The sequence below is a fragment of the Bacillus siamensis KCTC 13613 genome, from assembly GCF_000262045.1.
In the GTDB taxonomy this organism is placed as follows: Bacteria; Bacillota; Bacilli; order Bacillales; family Bacillaceae; genus Bacillus; species Bacillus siamensis.
Genome location: NZ_AJVF01000021.1, coordinates 124683 through 142600, shown reverse-complemented (window position 1 = coordinate 142600; position 17918 = coordinate 124683). Strand labels below are relative to the sequence as shown.

General features: G+C 43.0%; 16 protein-coding genes and 1 pseudogene. 13 read left to right on the top strand and 4 right to left on the bottom strand.

Going from position 1 to position 17918, the window contains the following annotated elements:
- Positions 1–14: 14 nt before the first annotated feature.
- The 7 genes and pseudogenes from glmM to Y79_RS0106215 all read left to right on the top strand — a co-directional run bounded on the left by glmM (position 15) and on the right by Y79_RS0106215 (position 8513).
- The gene (gene glmM / locus Y79_RS0106245; RefSeq protein ID WP_016936920.1) at positions 15–1361 is read left to right on the top strand and encodes a phosphoglucosamine mutase; all 1347 of its coding nucleotides are present in this window, start codon (positions 15–17) and stop codon (positions 1359–1361) included.
- A 431-nt stretch (positions 1362–1792) separates the two neighbouring features.
- Positions 1793–3595, top strand: a complete 1803-nt coding sequence (gene glmS / locus Y79_RS0106240; RefSeq protein ID WP_016936919.1) for a glutamine--fructose-6-phosphate transaminase (isomerizing) — start codon at positions 1793–1795, stop codon at positions 3593–3595.
- Between the two features lie 267 nt (positions 3596–3862).
- Positions 3863–4756: pseudogene (locus tag Y79_RS01000000119995) on the top strand (YaaC family protein); the annotation flags it as partial.
- Positions 4757–5037: 281 nt separating this feature from the next.
- Positions 5038–5856: a restriction endonuclease gene (locus Y79_RS0106230; protein ID WP_155816720.1), complete on the top strand. Its 819-nt coding sequence runs from the start codon at positions 5038–5040 to the stop codon at positions 5854–5856.
- A 3-nt stretch (positions 5857–5859) separates the two neighbouring features.
- Positions 5860–6399 (top strand): hypothetical protein, encoded by a 540-nt coding sequence (locus Y79_RS0106225; protein ID WP_016936915.1) that lies wholly within the window; start codon positions 5860–5862, stop codon positions 6397–6399.
- Positions 6400–7000: 601 nt separating this feature from the next.
- Positions 7001–7873 (top strand): ABC transporter ATP-binding protein, encoded by an 873-nt coding sequence (locus Y79_RS0106220; RefSeq protein ID WP_016936914.1) that lies wholly within the window; start codon positions 7001–7003, stop codon positions 7871–7873.
- Positions 7851–8513: an ABC-2 transporter permease gene (locus Y79_RS0106215; RefSeq protein ID WP_016936913.1), complete on the top strand. Its 663-nt coding sequence runs from the start codon at positions 7851–7853 to the stop codon at positions 8511–8513. Before Y79_RS0106220 ends, Y79_RS0106215 begins: the two co-directional genes overlap by 23 nt.
- Positions 8514–8588: 75 nt before the next feature.
- Here the strand turns inward: Y79_RS0106215 and Y79_RS0106210 are convergent, their stop codons facing one another.
- Positions 8589–9455, bottom strand: coding sequence for a hypothetical protein (locus tag Y79_RS0106210; RefSeq protein WP_016936912.1), 867 nt, complete (start codon positions 9453–9455; stop codon positions 8589–8591).
- A 133-nt stretch (positions 9456–9588) separates the two neighbouring features.
- Between Y79_RS0106210 and Y79_RS0106205 the strand changes: the two genes are divergently transcribed.
- Entirely contained in the window at positions 9589–10755 is a 1167-nt protein-coding gene (locus Y79_RS0106205) for a DUF4885 family protein (protein WP_016936911.1), read from the top strand.
- 51 nt (positions 10756–10806) lie between these two features.
- Here Y79_RS0106205 and Y79_RS0106200 read toward each other — a convergent pair whose 3' ends face one another.
- The 3 genes from Y79_RS0106200 to Y79_RS0106190 form a co-directional block, all read right to left on the bottom strand.
- Complete coding sequence (locus tag Y79_RS0106200; protein ID WP_016936910.1) at positions 10807–11649, bottom strand: aldo/keto reductase; 843 nt, start codon at positions 11647–11649, stop codon at positions 10807–10809.
- 112 nt (positions 11650–11761) lie between these two features.
- Positions 11762–12454 carry an LrgB family protein gene (locus Y79_RS0106195; protein WP_016936909.1) on the bottom strand — a complete coding sequence of 231 codons (693 nt, stop codon included), beginning with the start codon at positions 12452–12454 and terminating at the stop codon, positions 11762–11764.
- Entirely contained in the window at positions 12424–12828 is a 405-nt protein-coding gene (locus tag Y79_RS0106190) for a CidA/LrgA family holin-like protein (protein WP_016936908.1), read from the bottom strand. The genes Y79_RS0106195 and Y79_RS0106190 overlap by 31 nt, the downstream gene beginning before the upstream one ends.
- 194 nt (positions 12829–13022) lie before the next feature.
- On the opposite strand from Y79_RS0106190, the gene Y79_RS0106185 reads away from it, so the two are divergent.
- From Y79_RS0106185 to Y79_RS0106165, 5 genes are all read left to right on the top strand, one after another.
- Positions 13023–13454, top strand: a complete 432-nt coding sequence (locus tag Y79_RS0106185; RefSeq protein WP_016936907.1) for a MarR family winged helix-turn-helix transcriptional regulator — start codon at positions 13023–13025, stop codon at positions 13452–13454.
- Positions 13455–13876: 422 nt separating this feature from the next.
- Positions 13877–15262, top strand: coding sequence for an amino acid permease (locus Y79_RS0106180; RefSeq protein ID WP_016936906.1), 1386 nt, complete (start codon positions 13877–13879; stop codon positions 15260–15262).
- A 92-nt stretch (positions 15263–15354) separates the two neighbouring features.
- The gene (locus tag Y79_RS0106175; RefSeq protein ID WP_016936905.1) at positions 15355–16068 is read left to right on the top strand and encodes a YjjG family noncanonical pyrimidine nucleotidase; all 714 of its coding nucleotides are present in this window, start codon (positions 15355–15357) and stop codon (positions 16066–16068) included.
- A 10-nt stretch (positions 16069–16078) separates the two neighbouring features.
- Positions 16079–17209, top strand: coding sequence for a sensor histidine kinase (locus tag Y79_RS0106170; RefSeq protein ID WP_016936904.1), 1131 nt, complete (start codon positions 16079–16081; stop codon positions 17207–17209).
- Positions 17210–17213: 4 nt separating this feature from the next.
- Positions 17214–17858: a response regulator gene (locus tag Y79_RS0106165; RefSeq protein WP_016936903.1), complete on the top strand. Its 645-nt coding sequence runs from the start codon at positions 17214–17216 to the stop codon at positions 17856–17858.
- Positions 17859–17918: the final 60 nt, after the last annotated feature.

Genomic DNA, 17918 nt, shown 5'->3' with positions numbered 1-17918 from the left:
AGGAGCGATACAAAATGGGCAAGTATTTTGGAACAGATGGTGTAAGAGGTGTTGCCAACAGCGAGCTTACGCCAGAGCTGGCCTTTAAAGTGGGGCGTTTTGGCGGTTATGTCCTGACCAAAGATAAACAGCGCCCGAAAGTGCTGATCGGCCGTGATACACGCATCTCCGGACATATGCTGGAGGGAGCCCTTGTCGCTGGACTTTTATCGATCGGAGCTGAAGTGATGCGCCTCGGCGTCATTTCTACACCGGGGGTATCCTATTTAACGAAAGCCATGGATGCTGAGGCGGGCGTCATGATTTCCGCTTCTCACAATCCCGTACAGGATAACGGAATTAAATTTTTCGGAGGAGACGGCTTTAAGCTTTCCGATGAGCAGGAGGCCGAGATTGAACGTCTCATGGATGAACCGGAAGATAAGCTGCCAAGACCGACAGGCGCGGACCTCGGGCTTGTGAACGATTATTTCGAAGGCGTTCAAAAATATCTGCAGTTTTTAAAGCAGACGGCAGACGAAGATTTCACGGGCATTCATGTAGCGCTTGACTGCGCCCATGGTGCGACATCTTCCATTGCGACGCACCTTTTTGCCGATCTTGATGCTGACGTGTCTACAATGGGAACGTCTCCGAACGGATTAAATATTAATGACGGCGTCGGTTCTACACATCCGGAAGCGCTGAGTGCTTTCGTCAAAGAAAAAAACGCCGACATCGGCCTTGCATTTGACGGCGACGGCGACCGCCTCATTGCCGTGGATGAAAAAGGAAACATTGTCGACGGCGATCAGATCATGTACATATGCGCGAAGTATTTGAAATCAGAGGGCCGTCTCAAAGATGATACCGTCGTATCAACCGTGATGAGCAATCTCGGTTTCTACAAAGCGCTTGAAAAAGAAGAAATCAAAAGCGTTCAAACGGCAGTCGGAGACCGCTATGTTGTAGAAGCGATGAAAAAAGACGGCTATAATGTGGGCGGCGAGCAGTCAGGGCACCTTATTTTCCTTGATTACAACACTACCGGTGACGGTCTCTTGTCCGCGATCATGCTTGTGAATACGCTGAAGGCGTCCGGCAAAACCCTTTCAGAGCTTGCGGCTGAAATGAAAAAATTCCCGCAGCTTTTAGTAAATGTGAAAGTGACGGATAAATATAAGGTGGAAGAAAACGCTAAGGTGAAGGCCGTTATTTCTGAAGTGGAAAAAGAAATGAACGGAGACGGCCGGATATTAGTGCGTCCGTCAGGCACTGAGCCGCTCGTCCGCGTGATGGCTGAAGCGAGAACAAAAGAGCTTTGTGACGAATATGTCACAAAAATCGTAGATGTCGTGCGGACAGAAATGGGAGCGGAGTAGCGAAGTTTATAAACAGAGAGCGAACAAGACAAGTGCGATCAGCATAATATGATAGTAAACATGATGCCGGGGCGGCAAAAAATAATTGACCGTCCTTGGCACATGCTGTAAAATCAAGCTTGTTCGGCCTTTGTTTTTCACTTGCAGGGAAGGCGGAATTGTTTGCATCTTTTATAATTACAGCGCCCGAACTAAGCGCCCGAAAAACGGCTTAGTTGACGAGGATGGAGGTTATCGAATTTTCGGCGGATGCCTCCCGGCTGATTCATTTAGATCACAGCCGTAAGGATTTCTTCAAACCGGAGGGGCGACTCTCCGAACAAAGGGAAATCACATGATCTTCCAAAAAAACATGTGGGAGGGGACGATTGAAAGTCCCCTTGTAATTCGGCTTTCTTCGTCTCCTTTTACACCTTTAGGAGGAAGAAAAAATGTGTGGAATTGTAGGTTATATCGGTCAGCTTGATGCGAAAGAGATTTTGTTAAAAGGATTAGAGAAGCTTGAGTACCGCGGCTATGACTCTGCCGGTATCGCTGTGGCGAACGAGCAGGGCGTGCATGTGTACAAAGAGAAAGGCCGCATCGCCGACCTTCGTGAAGTGGTGGATCCCGCGGTTGAATCTAAAGCGGGAATCGGCCATACACGCTGGGCGACTCACGGCGAACCAAGCTTCCTGAACGCTCACCCGCATCAAAGCGCACTCGGCCGCTTTACACTTGTTCACAACGGTGTGATCGAGAACTATGTTCAGCTGAAGCGCGAATATCTTGAACACGTTGAACTGAAAAGCGACACGGACACTGAAGTAATCGTTCAAATGATCGAGCAATTTGTGGCGGGAGGTCTTAATACAGAAGAAGCGTTCCGAAAAACACTCACTCTGTTAAAAGGCTCTTACGCGATCGCATTATTTGACGGCGAAAACACAGACACCATTTTCGTTGCAAAAAACAAAAGCCCTCTGTTAATCGGTCTTGGAGATACGTTTAACGTCGTGGCATCTGACGCGATGGCTATGCTTCAGGTAACGAATGAATACGTTGAGCTTTTGGATAAAGAAATGGTGATCGTGACAAAAGACGAAACCGTGATTAAAAACCTTGACGGTGAAGTCATGACACGTGCGTCTTATATCGCTGAGCTTGACGCCAGTGATATCGAAAAAGGCACATACCCTCACTACATGTTAAAAGAAACGGATGAGCAGCCGCTTGTTATGCGCAAAATCATCCAAACGTATCAAGACGAAAATGGCAGACTGGCTGTGGCCGGCGATGTCGCTGACGCCGTGGCGGAAGCGGACCGCATTTATATCGTGGCTTGCGGAACGAGCTACCATGCCGGTCTTGTCGGGAAACAATATATTGAAATGTGGGCAAACGTCCCGGTTGAAGTGCATGTAGCGAGTGAATTCTCTTACAACATGCCGCTTCTGTCTAAGAAACCGCTCTTTATCTTCCTTTCTCAAAGCGGAGAAACAGCGGACAGCCGCGCCGTGCTTGTTCAAGTCAAAGCGCTGGGCCACAAAGCGCTGACAATTACAAACGTTCCGGGATCCACGCTTTCCCGTGAAGCGGATTACACATTGCTTCTGCATGCCGGTCCTGAGATCGCGGTTGCATCAACAAAAGCGTATACGGCTCAGATTGCCGTGCTTGCGATCCTTGCATCAGTTGCGGCAGAACGCAACGGCGTTGATATCGGTTTTGATTTAGTCAAAGAATTAGGTATCGCGGCAAATGCCATGGAAGCCCTCTGCGACCAGAAGGACGAAATGGAAATGATCGCGCGTGAGTACCTGACTGTTTCAAGAAACGCTTTCTTCATCGGCCGCGGCCTCGACTACTTCGTATGTGTCGAAGGCGCCCTGAAGCTGAAAGAGATTTCTTACATCCAGGCGGAAGGCTTCGCCGGCGGCGAGCTGAAGCACGGAACAATCGCCCTGATCGAAGAAGGAACTCCGGTCTTTGCACTGGCGACACAAGAACACGTCAACCTGAGCATCCGCGGAAACGTGAAGGAAGTCGCAGCCCGCGGCGCCAACACTTGCATCATCTCGCTGAAAGGCTTAGATGACGCAGACGACAGATTCATCCTGCCGGAAGTCAACCCTGCGCTTGCTCCGCTGGTTTCTGTTGTGCCATTGCAGCTGATCGCTTACTACGCGGCACTGCACCGCGGCTGTGACGTTGATAAACCGCGCAACCTTGCGAAGAGTGTGACTGTGGAGTAAAGTTGGAAAATTACTGATAATCACTGTAGGGAAACAATAAAGTTTCTTAAATATGGAAGTTTGATATCCGTTCGCTTATAATTTAAATAAGCGAACGGATTTTTTTTAGGGGGATATTAATGTCGAGCACTATAAAAATAAATCGTAGAAATTTAACTTTAAAAAAATCTTATAACGAACCCCGTTTTAACGGTAAGAGTGTCTTGGTTAGTGACCCTTGGGAATATGTAGAACTATGGCTTAAGAGAAAACTATAGTAGTAAGGATGCACTTTTTTATTGGCAACAAGCTAAACAGTTTTATGAAGCAACCCTATCTTTACCGTTAACCTCAGCCCCTTTAACCTCATATTACTGCTTCCTAAATGCAACTAAAACTTTACTATTAATACGAGAGGTTAAATTTTCAGATATGCATGGGGTTTCTGGTTATCGAAAAAAATCTAAGCTTGCTTTGAGTAATGAAATGATTATTTTAAAAACAGGTGGCATTATGCCGTCTTTATGTAAATGTTTTGAAGATGTTATACCACTAGGAGACTCTAAAGTTGAATATACATTAAAAGATTTATTGAGAAATCTTGTGTATATTCATCGTACATATTGCTTAACGTATACATCTGAGGGGAGTAAAGAGTTATTTATTCCCTTAGATGATGTATTCTTTGTTAAGAAAGATAAATCCAGTGAATGTTGGTTTAGTGCCGAAATAGATGAAAAATATGCAACTCAGCATACCCTAAACAAAATAGATAATTTTTTTGAAAGAGATGTCAATTTCAAAGATCAATTCATAGTTCGTTTTAAAGGTCGCTCTAAATGGAATGGTAATCAAACTGTTACTTCTGCTAAATTTATAAACTATCATAAAAAAGTTAGAAAGAATGTACAGTACATTGCTGGCGCATCTAGTAGGTGGTATATAAAGCGAACAAATACCAATGAAAGTATCCCTTTGAGTTCGTTACCAATTACTTTTGCGGCGATGCATAGATTGAGTGAATTATCTAGATATGAACCAATTACTTTATCAAAGCATTTAAATAGCCAACAAAATTGGTTGTTATCAGAATTTATAAAGAGTGCACCGTATCAATTTATTCATGAAATAGCTTCTGAAATTACAGGGGAAGAATTTTTAGTTCCACGTAGAGGAATCTAATGTTTTTTAAGGAGCGGTCTCATGCCAAAACGTCAAATTGGTTGGACAGACGTCTCTTTATATCAAAGAAGGCAGAGTGCAAGGTAAACTTGTTTTTCTATAAGTATGGGCTAACTGTTAAGGACGTACCATCCAACGGGCGTGTTTATCATACCATGGGATCACCATCTCTGTTGAGTCTTAGAACTTACCTTTATATCTAGAATCAGTAATATTTGCGAATGATAGATATTGTTGGAATTTAGTGGTTCAATTGGGAAGTGTAAGGAGTGAGTGTTTTGTTGAATTCTAAAATTGTAATTTTATATACAGAAGATACTTATCATACAGCTGAGAAAATACAATACAGATTAGAAATAGAAGGATTACAGGTTGTACTGAAAAATGATGACATCTTCAAAGATATTAATTATTACACTAATCCGAATGATTATGTAGTTTTATTGATACCTAGTTTAAAATATAGAGGTTATATATACAAAGAGAATATATTAAAAATGATAAATGAATTTAATTATCGAGATATTAATTTTATATCGGTTAATCTAGGCAAGAAAAAAGATCCTTTATTGAATAGAACTGTTAGCTTTAATCTATCTCAAGGTGAAAATAAAACTATAGATATGTTAGTGGCGTATTTAACAAATATTCAATTCCTTGATTTTGAAAAAATTACTCCTTGGACTTTTGAAGAATTAATTGTATCTTTATTAAAAAAAATGAGTTTTAATATTGAAGCTACAAATAGGAGAGTTGATGATTATGAAGTTGATATTATAGCCAATTCAACTAATAGGAATCAATTAATAGGGACTTTTAAAAATAAGTGGATAATCGAATGTAAATTTTATAAGCATTCTAGGATAGATGTTAATACAATAAAAAAATTCACATACTTAATCTCTGAAAAGTTTCCGAGCTATAGAGGAATCCTAATTACTAATGGGATAATTACATCTGCTGCTCAAGAAGCTTTAGAAATTATGAAAGCAAAAGAATCCGTAAGTATACATATAGTAGATGGTAGCAGACTTAAAGAGTTGATATTAAAATACCCTGAACTTGTAATGAAATATTTTACAACCGATGGGGAGGTTTAGCATATGAGTACAGTAGCTGACTTAGTGGCTCGTCTAAATGCTTGCCCACCAGGTAGAAGTCATTGGAGTGAATTTGAAAATATTTGTGTTGAGATATTATCCTATTTATTTGTTCCCCCATTAAGAGAGCCCTATATTCAATCTAGAACATATTCTGGGATTGACAGAAGAGATGCTGTATTTGCTAATAGGGAAGATCAAGGAGATAGTACTTGGGCTAAGATTAAAAGAGAATTAAATGCAAGAATGATTTTATTTGAATTTAAGAATTATGACTCAAGTGAAATTGGAAAAGAAGAAGTATTACAAACAAATAATTATCTTACAGCGCCTATGGGGAAATTAGCTATCATATGTTCTACTAAACTTCCCAATAGTGCAGCTCATATTAAACGGAATACTATTTATTCTGATGTTGGTACTGTAATGCTTTTTTTAACTAAAGATAAGCTTATTGAAATGTTATATATTAAAGAACGGGGAGAAAATCCTGCAGATTTAATAATGGATGAAATTGAGATGTTTTATTTGCAACATGAATAGATTTCAAAATTAAAAAACTTCTATATTATCTTTACACAACCACAGATGTATAATACAATCTTAAAATTTGATCCCTTTGGTGAGATAAACTAGAGGAGGTTTTTAGTATGAACATTTCTTTTTAATTAACCTGAAGTTTAATTTAACTAAATATTCTAATATCAATTGTCCGGAGAAAGACATATTTTATAATGGGGGCGCATTCCAGTTAATATTCATAACTGTAACAATTGTTAAATATTACCTATGTTCAAATAAACATTGTGAATGATCCTTCCATTCCTTTTGCATTTCAATTTAATCTATCCCCATTTAAGTCAGGTATAGACTAATTGTTGATTTTTTTCGCTTATAGTATCTAAATATTAAGACCTATTAAAACGTATATTAAACTTCCAAAAGTACACAGAGCTTTGCAAGTAGTCACAAGCATTCATATAAAAGCTCTTTTGTTTTTACTGTATTCCACGAGAAGTTGATTCCGTAATTTAAACTAGGTTGAAGATGCTTTAAAAATTAGTATCCTAATCTGAAAAACATCATTTAAGAAGAAAGGTAACCAAACCTAAAAAGTCCTGACAACAGTGATAGGAGTGGTATGATGTCAAACCTTTTAGAAGTCAGAAACCTCAGCAAATCTTTTGGTCATAAAGCTGTTTTAAAAGATGTCACATTCAATGTACCTGCCGGGTCCATTGTTTGTTTTATCGGTGATAACGGCGCAGGCAAATCAACAACATTTAAAACGATATTAGGGTTAATCTCTCAAGATAGAGGAAAAGTGAAAATCTTTGGTGAGGAGAATCTGGATAAACATATAAAGTTCAAAGAAGATATAGGGGTCGCATTTGATGCGATGAATCTGCCCGCACATCTTACGATAAAGCAGCTGAATCATGTATTTAAAAAACTATTCGGTGCTTGGGACCAAGACAATTTTTATCGGTTGGTTCAATCTTTCTCTTTACCTATGGACAAAAAAGTAAATACACTCTCACGCGGCATGTCAATGAAGTTATCCGTAGCTGTTGCTTTGTCGCATAACGCAAAATTATTAATCTTGGATGAAGCAACGGGAGGGCTTGATCCCTCTTCAAGAGATGATCTGTTAAATGAATTAAAAAGCTTTGTGAGTAAATGCAACGGCGGTATTTTACTTTCATCACATATTATGTCTGATGTTGAGAAGATAGCAAGCCATATCATTATTATGAAAGATGGCGAAATTTTATTAAATGAAGAGAAAGATAAGGTTCTTGCAAGCTATACTGTTATAGATGTTGATGAAGGTCAATTGGCTGAGCTCAACGAAGATATCGTTCTTGCAAAAAGGAACCATGGATCTTATTGGAGTGTGCTTGTATCGGATCGACAGAAATTGCCGAATGGCGTAACGGCCAAAACCATTTCAATAGAAGAAATCAGTGTCTTTTTAACGAGGAGTGAAAAACATGAGAGGTCTGTTATTGACTAACTATTACTTAGTTTATCGAAGTTTCTTTGCATACACGGGGTTGGCCATATTGATATCAGCAGTCATCTTTTATTTTGGAGACGCTTCAATGCATCGTTTTGTTGCTATGCTGATTATTTTGTTTGTCGTCATGCCCGCACTTGAGGTTATAAAGTATGAGAGTAAGTCTGGTTATGACAAGTATGTGCTGACTTTACCGGTCAGCAGAACAAATATTGTTCAAAGCCACTATGTCTTCTATCTTTTGGTTGTTGTGATCGGAGCTGTAATATCTTATGGCGTTTTCTTTGTATACAGCCTGGGTTCTGATGATCGAATTGACGGCATATTGAATATTGTCTCTTTTGGAACGTTCATCGTTCTCTTTGCAGGTGCAATCGTTTATCCTCTTCTCTACATGATAGGCCCGGAAAAGTCTGATGCTATTGTAATTGGAGGTGCAATGGGGGGACTTTTTGCTACCTTTGGATTGCAAAGTGTCGTTGGTTATGTAGCAGAACAATTATCGCCGTCATTTTTGCACATAAATCCTTCTTTATATGTCTCGATTATATATCTCATGATCGGCGTTATCTTATATCTCATTTCATTTTTCATAGCCGCAGCTATCTATCATAAAAAAGAATTTACAACAGGATAAGGCATGGAACGGGCTCATAAATTAACCTAAACCCAAGGAGAAAGCCGCCCGCATAATGGGCGGCTGTTCTTCTCATTAATACTGTGATGTCACATCATACTCATAATCAATCTTCAATTTTACATTTTTCATAGTCGATCTAGCTGTTGCAAGTGTGTTGTATTTAAAATTCCAGATGCTTGAGATTGAGAGGTTATCATCCAGTGTGATACCGTAATTTCCTTGAGTGGAGCTGTTTGCGAGTGCGCGGTGCCACACTTTATTTTCTTCAGGCATTATGCAGTGTCTTGTGTTTCCTTGACTTGGTATTTGAGTCGCGGTGGTGCTGATTCTTTTCACTATGGCGTCTTTTGGAATGCTTGTCTGTTTGGTTAAGTCGAGCCTGAGAACGGTTGAATCCGATCCGTTCGGACTGAGGCTTGTATTTCCTTTATTTTCAGCTGTGCCGCTGAATGCGAAGGTCTCGCTTCCGGCTTTGATGCGATCGTAAATGGAGAGTGTAAAGTATATATCGTCAGTGTATGAGCCGCGGGACACTTTCACGTAGAACGTCTCGTTATTTTCTTTCGCATCTGTAATGGCATAGATAAAAGGAAGCAGCGTATCAGGGTTTATCACTTCTGTGCCTTTACTGACCAGCACTTTATTTTTATTATAAATTTCAATGCTCATTCCCTTGTATTCACTTCTTGTTGAGCTCCTGACATAGAGTCTTTCTCCCTTATTGGCAGTGAAAGTGAAGTACGATTCTTTTTCCCCTTTCGGCAATACGGCTGTATCAATATTTTTATATTTCCAGTAGCCGACTGGATTGGCAGTTTCAAATGAGTGATTTCCTGTAATAGTACTTACTTGAAACGCAGAGGCTGAAGCTGAAGGTGCAAACAATACGCCTGATAATACGATTGCAGTGACAAATAGAATAGATATATACTTCTTCATGGAAAAATCCCCCTTTTTACTTCATCATATATAAAAATAGCCCTTATGTAAAAATTTGTTATTTAAGGTTAAAATCAACTGAGAAACAGCCGATAAAAACACTAGAACATCATCTCAAGCGGAGGTTAAAAACATGCGCCTAAACGCTCGATATATAAAAAATCAAGTAATGGCTCAGCAAGTGCTTCAGCAGTATTCTTCCAAAACAAATGCGAAAGATGCGGCAAAAAGGCCGGACCGGTTATTGATTCAATCAGGCGGGACCCGCGATCTGAGCCAGGTGAATTATTCAAGGAGCGGTGTCACTGAGAAAGGGAGCAGCCTGTCCCGTTTATATCAATCCGCAAATCAGAAAACGATTACGAATAATGGGAATGAGACGGTAATAGCCGCTGATAATCCGTATGAGTCTGAGAGTGATATTGCAAGCAGGATTCTTGATGAGAAATACAGCCGTATCAATGAAATCAATAAACGAAAATCAGATCCTTTGCGTTTTATTAAGGACAAATACCAGCGTCCCGATTCACCTTATTTCAGGAGTGATTTAACAGAATCAGAGCGTCAGGCCGCTTATCATAATGAAACGGAATGGCTGTTTAAGGGGAAAGCCCAAAGCTATGATTTCCGTGATGCTGCGTTTCGGGGTGAAAAACTCAATGGAGAGATTCAAGGAGAAAATGAAAAGGTGTTTCAGAGAGGGCAGGTCAATCAGCAAATCGGTGTGCTTTTTCATCGGAATCATATTCAGATTCCGGAGGGCGCGAATCTTACATTTACGATATCGCCGATTGATTATCTGTTAAAAGTGAGCGGGACTGACGATCAAGAGCTCACTCAGCAGATCGAAGCTGTCTTAAACTCCGGGGAAAACAGCAAAGAGCTGTTTGCGCACATCATTCGCAGCCGGAGTGATGACTCCTCGCAGTTTACGCCGGAAGCGTATGAGAAATATCAAGTCGTTCGGGAAATGTATGAGGTGACCGGCTATCATCTGAAAGACTTGCAGACTGTGGGCGGGAAGTACGTCACAGAAGACGGACGCGACCTTTTAGAGGTTTATAAGGAAGCGCTGCAGCACGATCCTTTGCTGAAACATACGGCGGCAGAAGCGGCTGCCCATTACGGACAGGCGCTTACGAAGCTGGCGAGAACGGGTTATGATGCCATTCCTGATTTGGTGCTGTCCATTGATTACAAAGACGGATCTCTGCGTGATACCGGCCAAAGCAGGCAATACGGATCTGGGGATACGGATTGGCTTTCTGAATGGAAACGGGAGCTGGGTGTGCGTATATAAAATGAGAAAAAAGCTGACGAATGATGCCGTCAGCTTTCTTTATGTGCTTGCTTAAAACTCCTCATACTCCGCCGGGTCTTGGCCGTTTATGCGTCCGTCGGGGCGGGTAAGCGAATCGATAAGTTTCATGTCGTTTTCATCAAGAGAGAAATCAAAAACAGAGATGTTTTCGAGCTGGCGCTCTGGGGATGCTGATTTTGGAATCGGGATGGCGCCCAGCTGAATATGCCAGCGTAAAATGACTTGAGAAATGGTTTTATCGTATTTGTCCGCAATCTGTCCGAGTTTTTGATCGTTCAATACTTCACCGGCGCGGGCTAACGGACTCCATGATTCTGTCACGATGCCCTGTTCTTCATGCCATTGCCGCTGCTGCTGCTGATTAAAAGCGGGATGCAGTTCAATTTGGTTTATGCCTGGCTTTACGCCGGTTTCACGTTCGAGCCGTTCGATATGCTCAGGCAGGAAATTGCAGACGCCGATGGAGCGGATCAGGCCCCATTTTTTCGCATCAATCAGTGCCTGCCATGCTTCAGTGTAGCGGTCTTGTTTCGGATTCGGCCAATGGACGAGATACAGGTCATAGTAATCCAGACCGGCGCGGTATAAAGATTCTTGGATAGTTTGTACAGCTTTGTCATATTCATGGTAGCGTCCCGGAAGCTTGGACGTCACGTATAGCTGCTCTCTCGGAACAGAGCTTCTCTTGATGGCTTCTCCGACCGCCCCTTCATTTTCATAGTTATAAGCGGTGTCAATCAGGCGATAGCCGATATCAATGGCGCTGGTAACGGCATGAACGCCGTTGTTTCCATGAAGAGCGTATGTACCGAAGCCGATCGCGGGAATGCTTGTCCCATCCAGCAGTTTCTTTTGCGGAATTGCTGCAGTCATCTTAAATCCCTCCTTGTTTTCTACTTTACCATTCTTCTTACAAATGAAACATCTATATTGGAAGAAAATGAGATAATCTGCATATAAAAAAGCTGACGGAGAACCGCCAGCTTTAAATTTGAAACATCCATGCTACGACAGGTCCGAAGACCGATCCTAACACGGCGCAGAGCGTCATGGAGACAGAACTCATGGAGACTGTTAATTCTCCGTATTCCATTGCTTTTGAGGTGCCGAGCGCATGGGAGGCGCTCCCGAATGCAATTCCTTTCCCGAGTGAGCTGCGGATGCGGATCCACTTGAGAAGCAGCGGCCCTAAGATGACGCCGGAAAACCCTGCGATCATGACGAACACGACTGTCATGGAAGGGACACCACCGATACCGGACGCGATCTGAATGGCGACGGGAGTCGTGATTGATTTTGGAATGATGGACAAAATCAAACTCCGGCTGATGCCGAACAGCTCTGCAAATAACAGGCCGCTGACCATTCCGGAGAATAAACCGGCCAATACGCCGCCGATAATCGGAAACATATACTTGATTAACATCCGGCGCTGCTTATAAAGCGGGTATGCCAAAGCCACCACGGCGGGGCCGAGCAGTGAATTGATCCATTGTCCGCCGACCATATACTCTTTATACGGAATATGAAAAACAAGCAGGACGGCAATAATGAAAATCGTAGTCGTCAACACGGGTATGAGAAAGGGATATGGAAAGCGTACATATAATTTCACCATGGCCAGATAGGCGGCGGCCGTGAACAAAATTATAAGGATTGCGATACATGCTTGCTGCACTTCTTTTTCTCCTTTCTCTGATTGGCTTTATGCTCTAACAGCTGGCTCGCGTACCCTGCGGCGATCATTGTGACGATGGTGCTCAGCACGACGATTAAAAACAGGGCCGCCCCGCTGGCGGAAAACAGTGACGGATAATTGATGACGCCCGTCATGGCCGGAATGAATAGCAGCGGAAGAAAAGACAGCAAAAATCCGGCTCCGTCTTCAATCATTTTGGCGGGAATGATCTTAACCGATAAACATATGATGAGCAGGATTAAACCGATGATACTGCCGGGAATGGGCAGGTGAAAGAGCTGCTGAACGGCTCCCCCGATAAAGGAAAATGCGAATAAAATAATAATTTGCAGTATGATGCGTATGACTTTCACAACGATGCTGTTCTTTGGAGAAGAGCAGCTTCCCCCTTTCTTGTTGCTTCGATAAGTTTCTTTACTTTTGGCACATATATTTGTACTATACAAATATATGTATGCAAAATCTTTCTATATGTTTTCTGAGTAAATGTGCATATGTTTGTATTATACAACTAATGTTGCTGTTGTCAATGTAAGGAGTGAGGCGTTTGTCAAAACAAGATCCGATTGAATTAATTGAATATGAGCTCACTACTTTTATCAGGAGGGCTGTTTATCTCGATAACTCCGACCGTAAAATCGGACATCTGGAAAGAGCTGCGTATCTGCTATTACGGCAGCTGGATGAATTCGGGCCTGCACGTGTAAAGGAATTGGCCGAATCCTTTAAACTGGATATTTCTACATTGTCTCGACAGGCCGCGGCCTTGGAAACGAAGGAGCTGATCCAGCGCTTCTCCGACCCTTCTGACGGGCGGGTCAGTCTGTTTGCGATTACGAAGCTTGGCAAACAGAGGCTAAAAGCTGATAAAAAGATGCGTCTTGAGCGATATCATCGCATGCTTGATGATTGGTCCGGCGAGGAGAAAGAAATGTTCGGCAGGCTTTTGCTGCGGCTGAATGAGGCATTTATCGATTAGTGAATGATTTTTGCAGGGGTAAGCAGGATGATGGCGTATGAGAGGGAGAATGATAGAGAGTAAGGCTTTACGCCATTCTGCTTAGTAACATTTATAGAATAGGGGGTGGAACCTTTTCTACCGGGAAATACTGTTTCTCGGAAGCTGTGGTAATTATTATCTCAATATTCTCAATTTAACAAAATTGAAAGCGCTTTATTTTTAGTCTTTCGGTCTAGGGTGCATGGTGTTTACCTGAAAAAAACAATTGTGTTTTCCACGAAAATTTATTATGATGGAATAAGGAAATTGGAGACTATATAACAATAGGAAGATAGAATATTTCTAATATTGCGGGAAATGAAGATTGAGTTAGGTTCAACAGATGCACCTTCTGCTTCATTATTTCACATATATCAGAGCTGTTAAGAGGAGGAAGCGAAGTGGCAAACAAGGAATTAAAAAGAGGCTTAGGCGCGCGTCATATCCAGATGATTGCGCTGGGCGGCACGATCGGTGTCGGTTTATTCATGGGGTCATCCAGCACGATTGGATGGACAGGGCCGTCTGTTCTGCTGGCTTATGCGATCTCGGGTATCTTTATCTTTTTTATCATGCGTGCGATGGGCGAAATGCTTTATGTAGAGCCGAGTACAGGGTCGTTTGCGACATTCGGCCATAAGTATATACATCCGTTAGCCGGCTATATGACGGCGTGGAGCAACTGGTTTCAATGGGTGATCGTCGGGATGTCTGAAATTATCGCCGTCGGTTCGTATATGAAATATTGGTTTCCTGATCTGCCGGCATGGATTCCCGGCCTTATCGCCATGGCCATTCTCGGTGCGGCGAATTTGATTTCGGTAAAATCTTTCGGTGAGTTTGAATTTTGGTTTGCCATGATCAAAATCGTCACCATTATTCTGATGATTGTTGCGGGTATCGGCATTATTTTCTTCGGTTTCGGCAACGGGGGTCATGCGATCGGATTATCTAATTTATGGTCGCACGGCGGTTTCTTTACAAATGGTTTTTCCGGGTTTTTCTTTGCTTTGTCTTTGGTCGTTGCGGCCTATCAAGGGGTTGAGCTGATCGGGATTACAGCAGGGGAAGCGAAAGATCCGCAAAAAACGCTGCGAAGCGCGATTCAGAGTATTATCTGGCGGATTTTGATTTTCTACATCGGTGCGATTTTCGTGATCGTGACTGTGTATCCGTGGAATGAGCTTCACTCACTCGGCAGTCCGTTTGTTTCGACATTTGCGAAAGTCGGGATTACGGCGGCGGCCGGTTTGATTAACTTTGTTGTGATTACCGCTGCGATGTCCGGCTGCAACAGCGGGATTTTCAGTGCGGGACGCATGCTTTATACGTTGGGCGTGAACGGACAGGCGCCGAAATTCTTTAAGAAAGTTTCATCGAGCGGTGTGCCGATATTCGGTACGCTCGCAGTATTAATCGGACTTGTGATCGGTGTCGTTCTGAACTATATCGCGCCTCCGAAAATATTTGTCTATGTCTACAGCGCGAGTGTGCTCCCTGGAATGATTCCGTGGTTTGTTATTTTAATCAGCCATCTCGGTTTCAGACGGGCGAAGGGCGCTGAGCTTGATCAGCATCCGTTTAAAATGCCTTTTGCGCCGTTTACAAACTATTTGACGATCGCTTTCTTAATCATGGTATTGGCCGGCATGTGGTTTAACAAAGAGACGCGGATATCTTTGGTCGTCGGGGTGATTTTTATGGCGATTGTGACGATCAGCTATTATGCGTTCGGCATCGGCAAGCGCATGTCTGATGAAGACTCGAAAATAGAAGACGCTGTATAACTCAACAAGACACCTCTCTTAAAGGGGTGTCTTTTTCGGCTTGTCCGCGAGTGGTATACTGGTTAAAAAAAGCAGAACCGGGGGAAACATCGATGAGTCACTACCGTACGTTATTATTTGATATAGACAATACGCTGCTGGATTTTACCGCTTCAGAAACCGATGCTCTTCAAAAATTGTTTCAAGGTTCAAAGCTGGAACTGACGCCAGAGGTGGAAGCCCGTTATAAAGCAATAAATCAAGGGTTGTGGAAGGCGTTTGAAGAGGGGGATATGACCCGCGATGAAGTGGTGAACACACGGTTTGCCCTTTTGTTTAAAGAATACGGCCTCGAGGCGGACGGCGTGCTGATGAATGAGGCGTACCGCCAATACTTAGAAGAAGGACACCAGATGATAGACGGGGCTTATGAGCTGATTGAAAGGCTGAGTCCTTTATTTGATTTATACATCGTGACAAACGGTGTATCAAGATCCCAATATAAGCGGCTGGGTGATTCCGGTCTGTATCCGTTTTTTAAAGCTGTGTTTGTATCTGAGGATACGGGTTTTCAAAAGCCGATGAAGGAATACTTTGATTATGTATTTGCGAGAATTCCCGGTTTTTCTGCCGAGCGCGGGCTTATTATCGGCGATTCACTGAGCGCGGACATAAAAGGCGGTCAGATGGCGGGAATTGATACGTGCTGGTTTAATCCCGGAAAGAAAATAAATGAGTCCGGGGTTATCCCGACGTATGAAATTCATTCGCTTGATGAGCTGTATGATCTGCTGAACGTGGAGCGAAAAGCCGCTGCTCATCTGTAAGGAGAATACGATGAAGATTGCACATACGAAGTTACTGATCAGGGGCTTTGCGGTACTATCAATTTTTCATACGATTCTTCAGCTTCCTCCCGGCCGGGGGGAGCTGAAGGTTTTTTTGTCTGTACTCGTGATGCTGCTGACGGCGAATGACTGCCTGCGGCCGATATATATGAAGAGACAGTCCGCCATCTATCACGGATCTTTTCTCCTGAGCAGCGTCATGGCGGGAGTTCTGCTGTACAATGTCTATTGCATTGGGGCACAGGCCATAATGGTGCTTTTATTGGTGGAGGTGCTTATTACTGATAAGCAGATTTCGGCTGTTTTGTTAACGATGCACGCCGCCGCATTTGCCGCAGCTTTATACGCCTCCGGAGCGGGTGTCAGTGATATCGTGCTCCCTTACTTCATCATGTTTGCGGTGATTTATTTATATCGGAAGAATCTGCAGGAGAAGTCAAAGGTTGAATCGCTGAATCGAGAGCTGAAGACGGCCAACGCCACACTGAAGGAATACTCAGAACGCATTGAAGAACTGGCGGTTACGAAAGAAAGAACAAGAATTGCGCAGGAGCTGCATGATTCTTTAGGTCATTATCTCGCTGCTCTGAAAATGAATTTGGAGTTTGCCGGGAAGACAGCCGGGCATCAGCCGGAAAAAGTAAAGCAGATCATTCATAAGGCGCATGATCTTACGAAAGAATCGATTTTAAAGCTTCGCCAGGCCGTGATGCTGTTGCAGGGATCTTTGCCGGGGCGGGGATTTGAACAAGCGCTCCGTGACATTTTCAGCCATTTTCAAGAGGCGGGAGGGATACGCTTCGAGCTGGAGATGGACGAGGCTATAGAAGCGGCGCAGCCTGATGTGAAGCACTGTCTTTATCAAACCGTCCAGGAAACGATTACGAACGCGGTGAAGCACGGACATGCGTCATATGTTTCTGTCCGGATTCAAAAGGACCTGAACATGATATTGGCGCATATTCATAATAACGGCTCAGCGTGCGGGACGATTATAAAATCAAATGGTCTGAAAGGAATTGAAAAAAGAGCGGCCGCGCTTGGCGGAGAAGCTGTTTTCACTTCCGGAAATGAAACGGGTTTTGACGTGAAAATAAGGATACCGTGCAAGGAGGAATGATCTAGTGAATGTCATGATCGCAGACGACCAGTCCATTGTCAGGGAGGGGCTGAAAATGATTCTGAGCCTACACGAAGAAATTCAAGTATCGGGAGAAGCTTCTTGCGGTGAAGAAGTTCTGCAGCTGCTTCCGCAAACCGATACCGATGTGATTTTAATGGATATCAGAATGCCCGGCATGGACGGAATCGAAGCGACAAAAGCAGTAAAAGCCAGCTATCCGTCCGTAAAAGTCATCATTCTGACAACGTTTGAGGATGATCACTATATTTTTGCCGGGCTGAAAAGCGGGGCTGACGGCTATATCTTGAAGGATGCTGATTCAGAAGAAATTATTGCCTCTCTTCAGGCCGTTTATGAAGGAAATATGATGCTGAATCCCAAGGTTACGGTTCAAGTCGTAAAAGCGCTGAATCATATCGGCATCCCGTCCGTTCAGGAGGAGCCGCAGTCAAAGCTGACGGAGATTCTCACGCCGAGAGAGCTTGATGTCGCAAAGCACATTATGGAAGGCAAAAGCAATAAACGCATTGCCGCAGACTTATTCCTGACTGAAGGCACTGTGAAAAACTATGTATCCAGAATCCTCGATAAACTCGAAGTGACAAACAGGACTGAGCTTACATTATATTTACAAAAAATGATATAACCCCGCTTCACCCCCTCTCTCTTTTCATCACCAAACATATGACGAAAGTAATACCCATAT

Bases quoted from the DNA above. Each gene is read 5' to 3' on its own strand.
- Y79_RS0106200 (WP_016936910.1), bottom strand. From the start codon at position 11,649: ATGACTGCAGCAATTCCGCAAAAGAAACTGCTGGATGGGACAAGCATT.
- Y79_RS0106215 (WP_016936913.1), top strand. From the start codon at position 7,851: ATGAGAGGTCTGTTATTGACTAACTATTACTTAGTTTATCGAAGTTTC.
- Y79_RS0106225 (WP_016936915.1), top strand. From the start codon at position 5,860: ATGAGTACAGTAGCTGACTTAGTGGCTCGTCTAAATGCTTGCCCACCA.
- glmM (WP_016936920.1), top strand. From the start codon at position 15: ATGGGCAAGTATTTTGGAACAGATGGTGTAAGAGGTGTTGCCAACAGC.
- Y79_RS0106220 (WP_016936914.1), top strand. From the start codon at position 7,001: ATGTCAAACCTTTTAGAAGTCAGAAACCTCAGCAAATCTTTTGGTCAT.
- Y79_RS0106210 (WP_016936912.1), bottom strand. From the start codon at position 9,455: ATGAAGAAGTATATATCTATTCTATTTGTCACTGCAATCGTATTATCA.
- Y79_RS0106170 (WP_016936904.1), top strand. From the start codon at position 16,079: ATGAAGATTGCACATACGAAGTTACTGATCAGGGGCTTTGCGGTACTA.
- glmS (WP_016936919.1), top strand. From the start codon at position 1,793: ATGTGTGGAATTGTAGGTTATATCGGTCAGCTTGATGCGAAAGAGATT.
- Y79_RS0106205 (WP_016936911.1), top strand. From the start codon at position 9,589: ATGCGCCTAAACGCTCGATATATAAAAAATCAAGTAATGGCTCAGCAA.
- Y79_RS0106175 (WP_016936905.1), top strand. From the start codon at position 15,355: ATGAGTCACTACCGTACGTTATTATTTGATATAGACAATACGCTGCTG.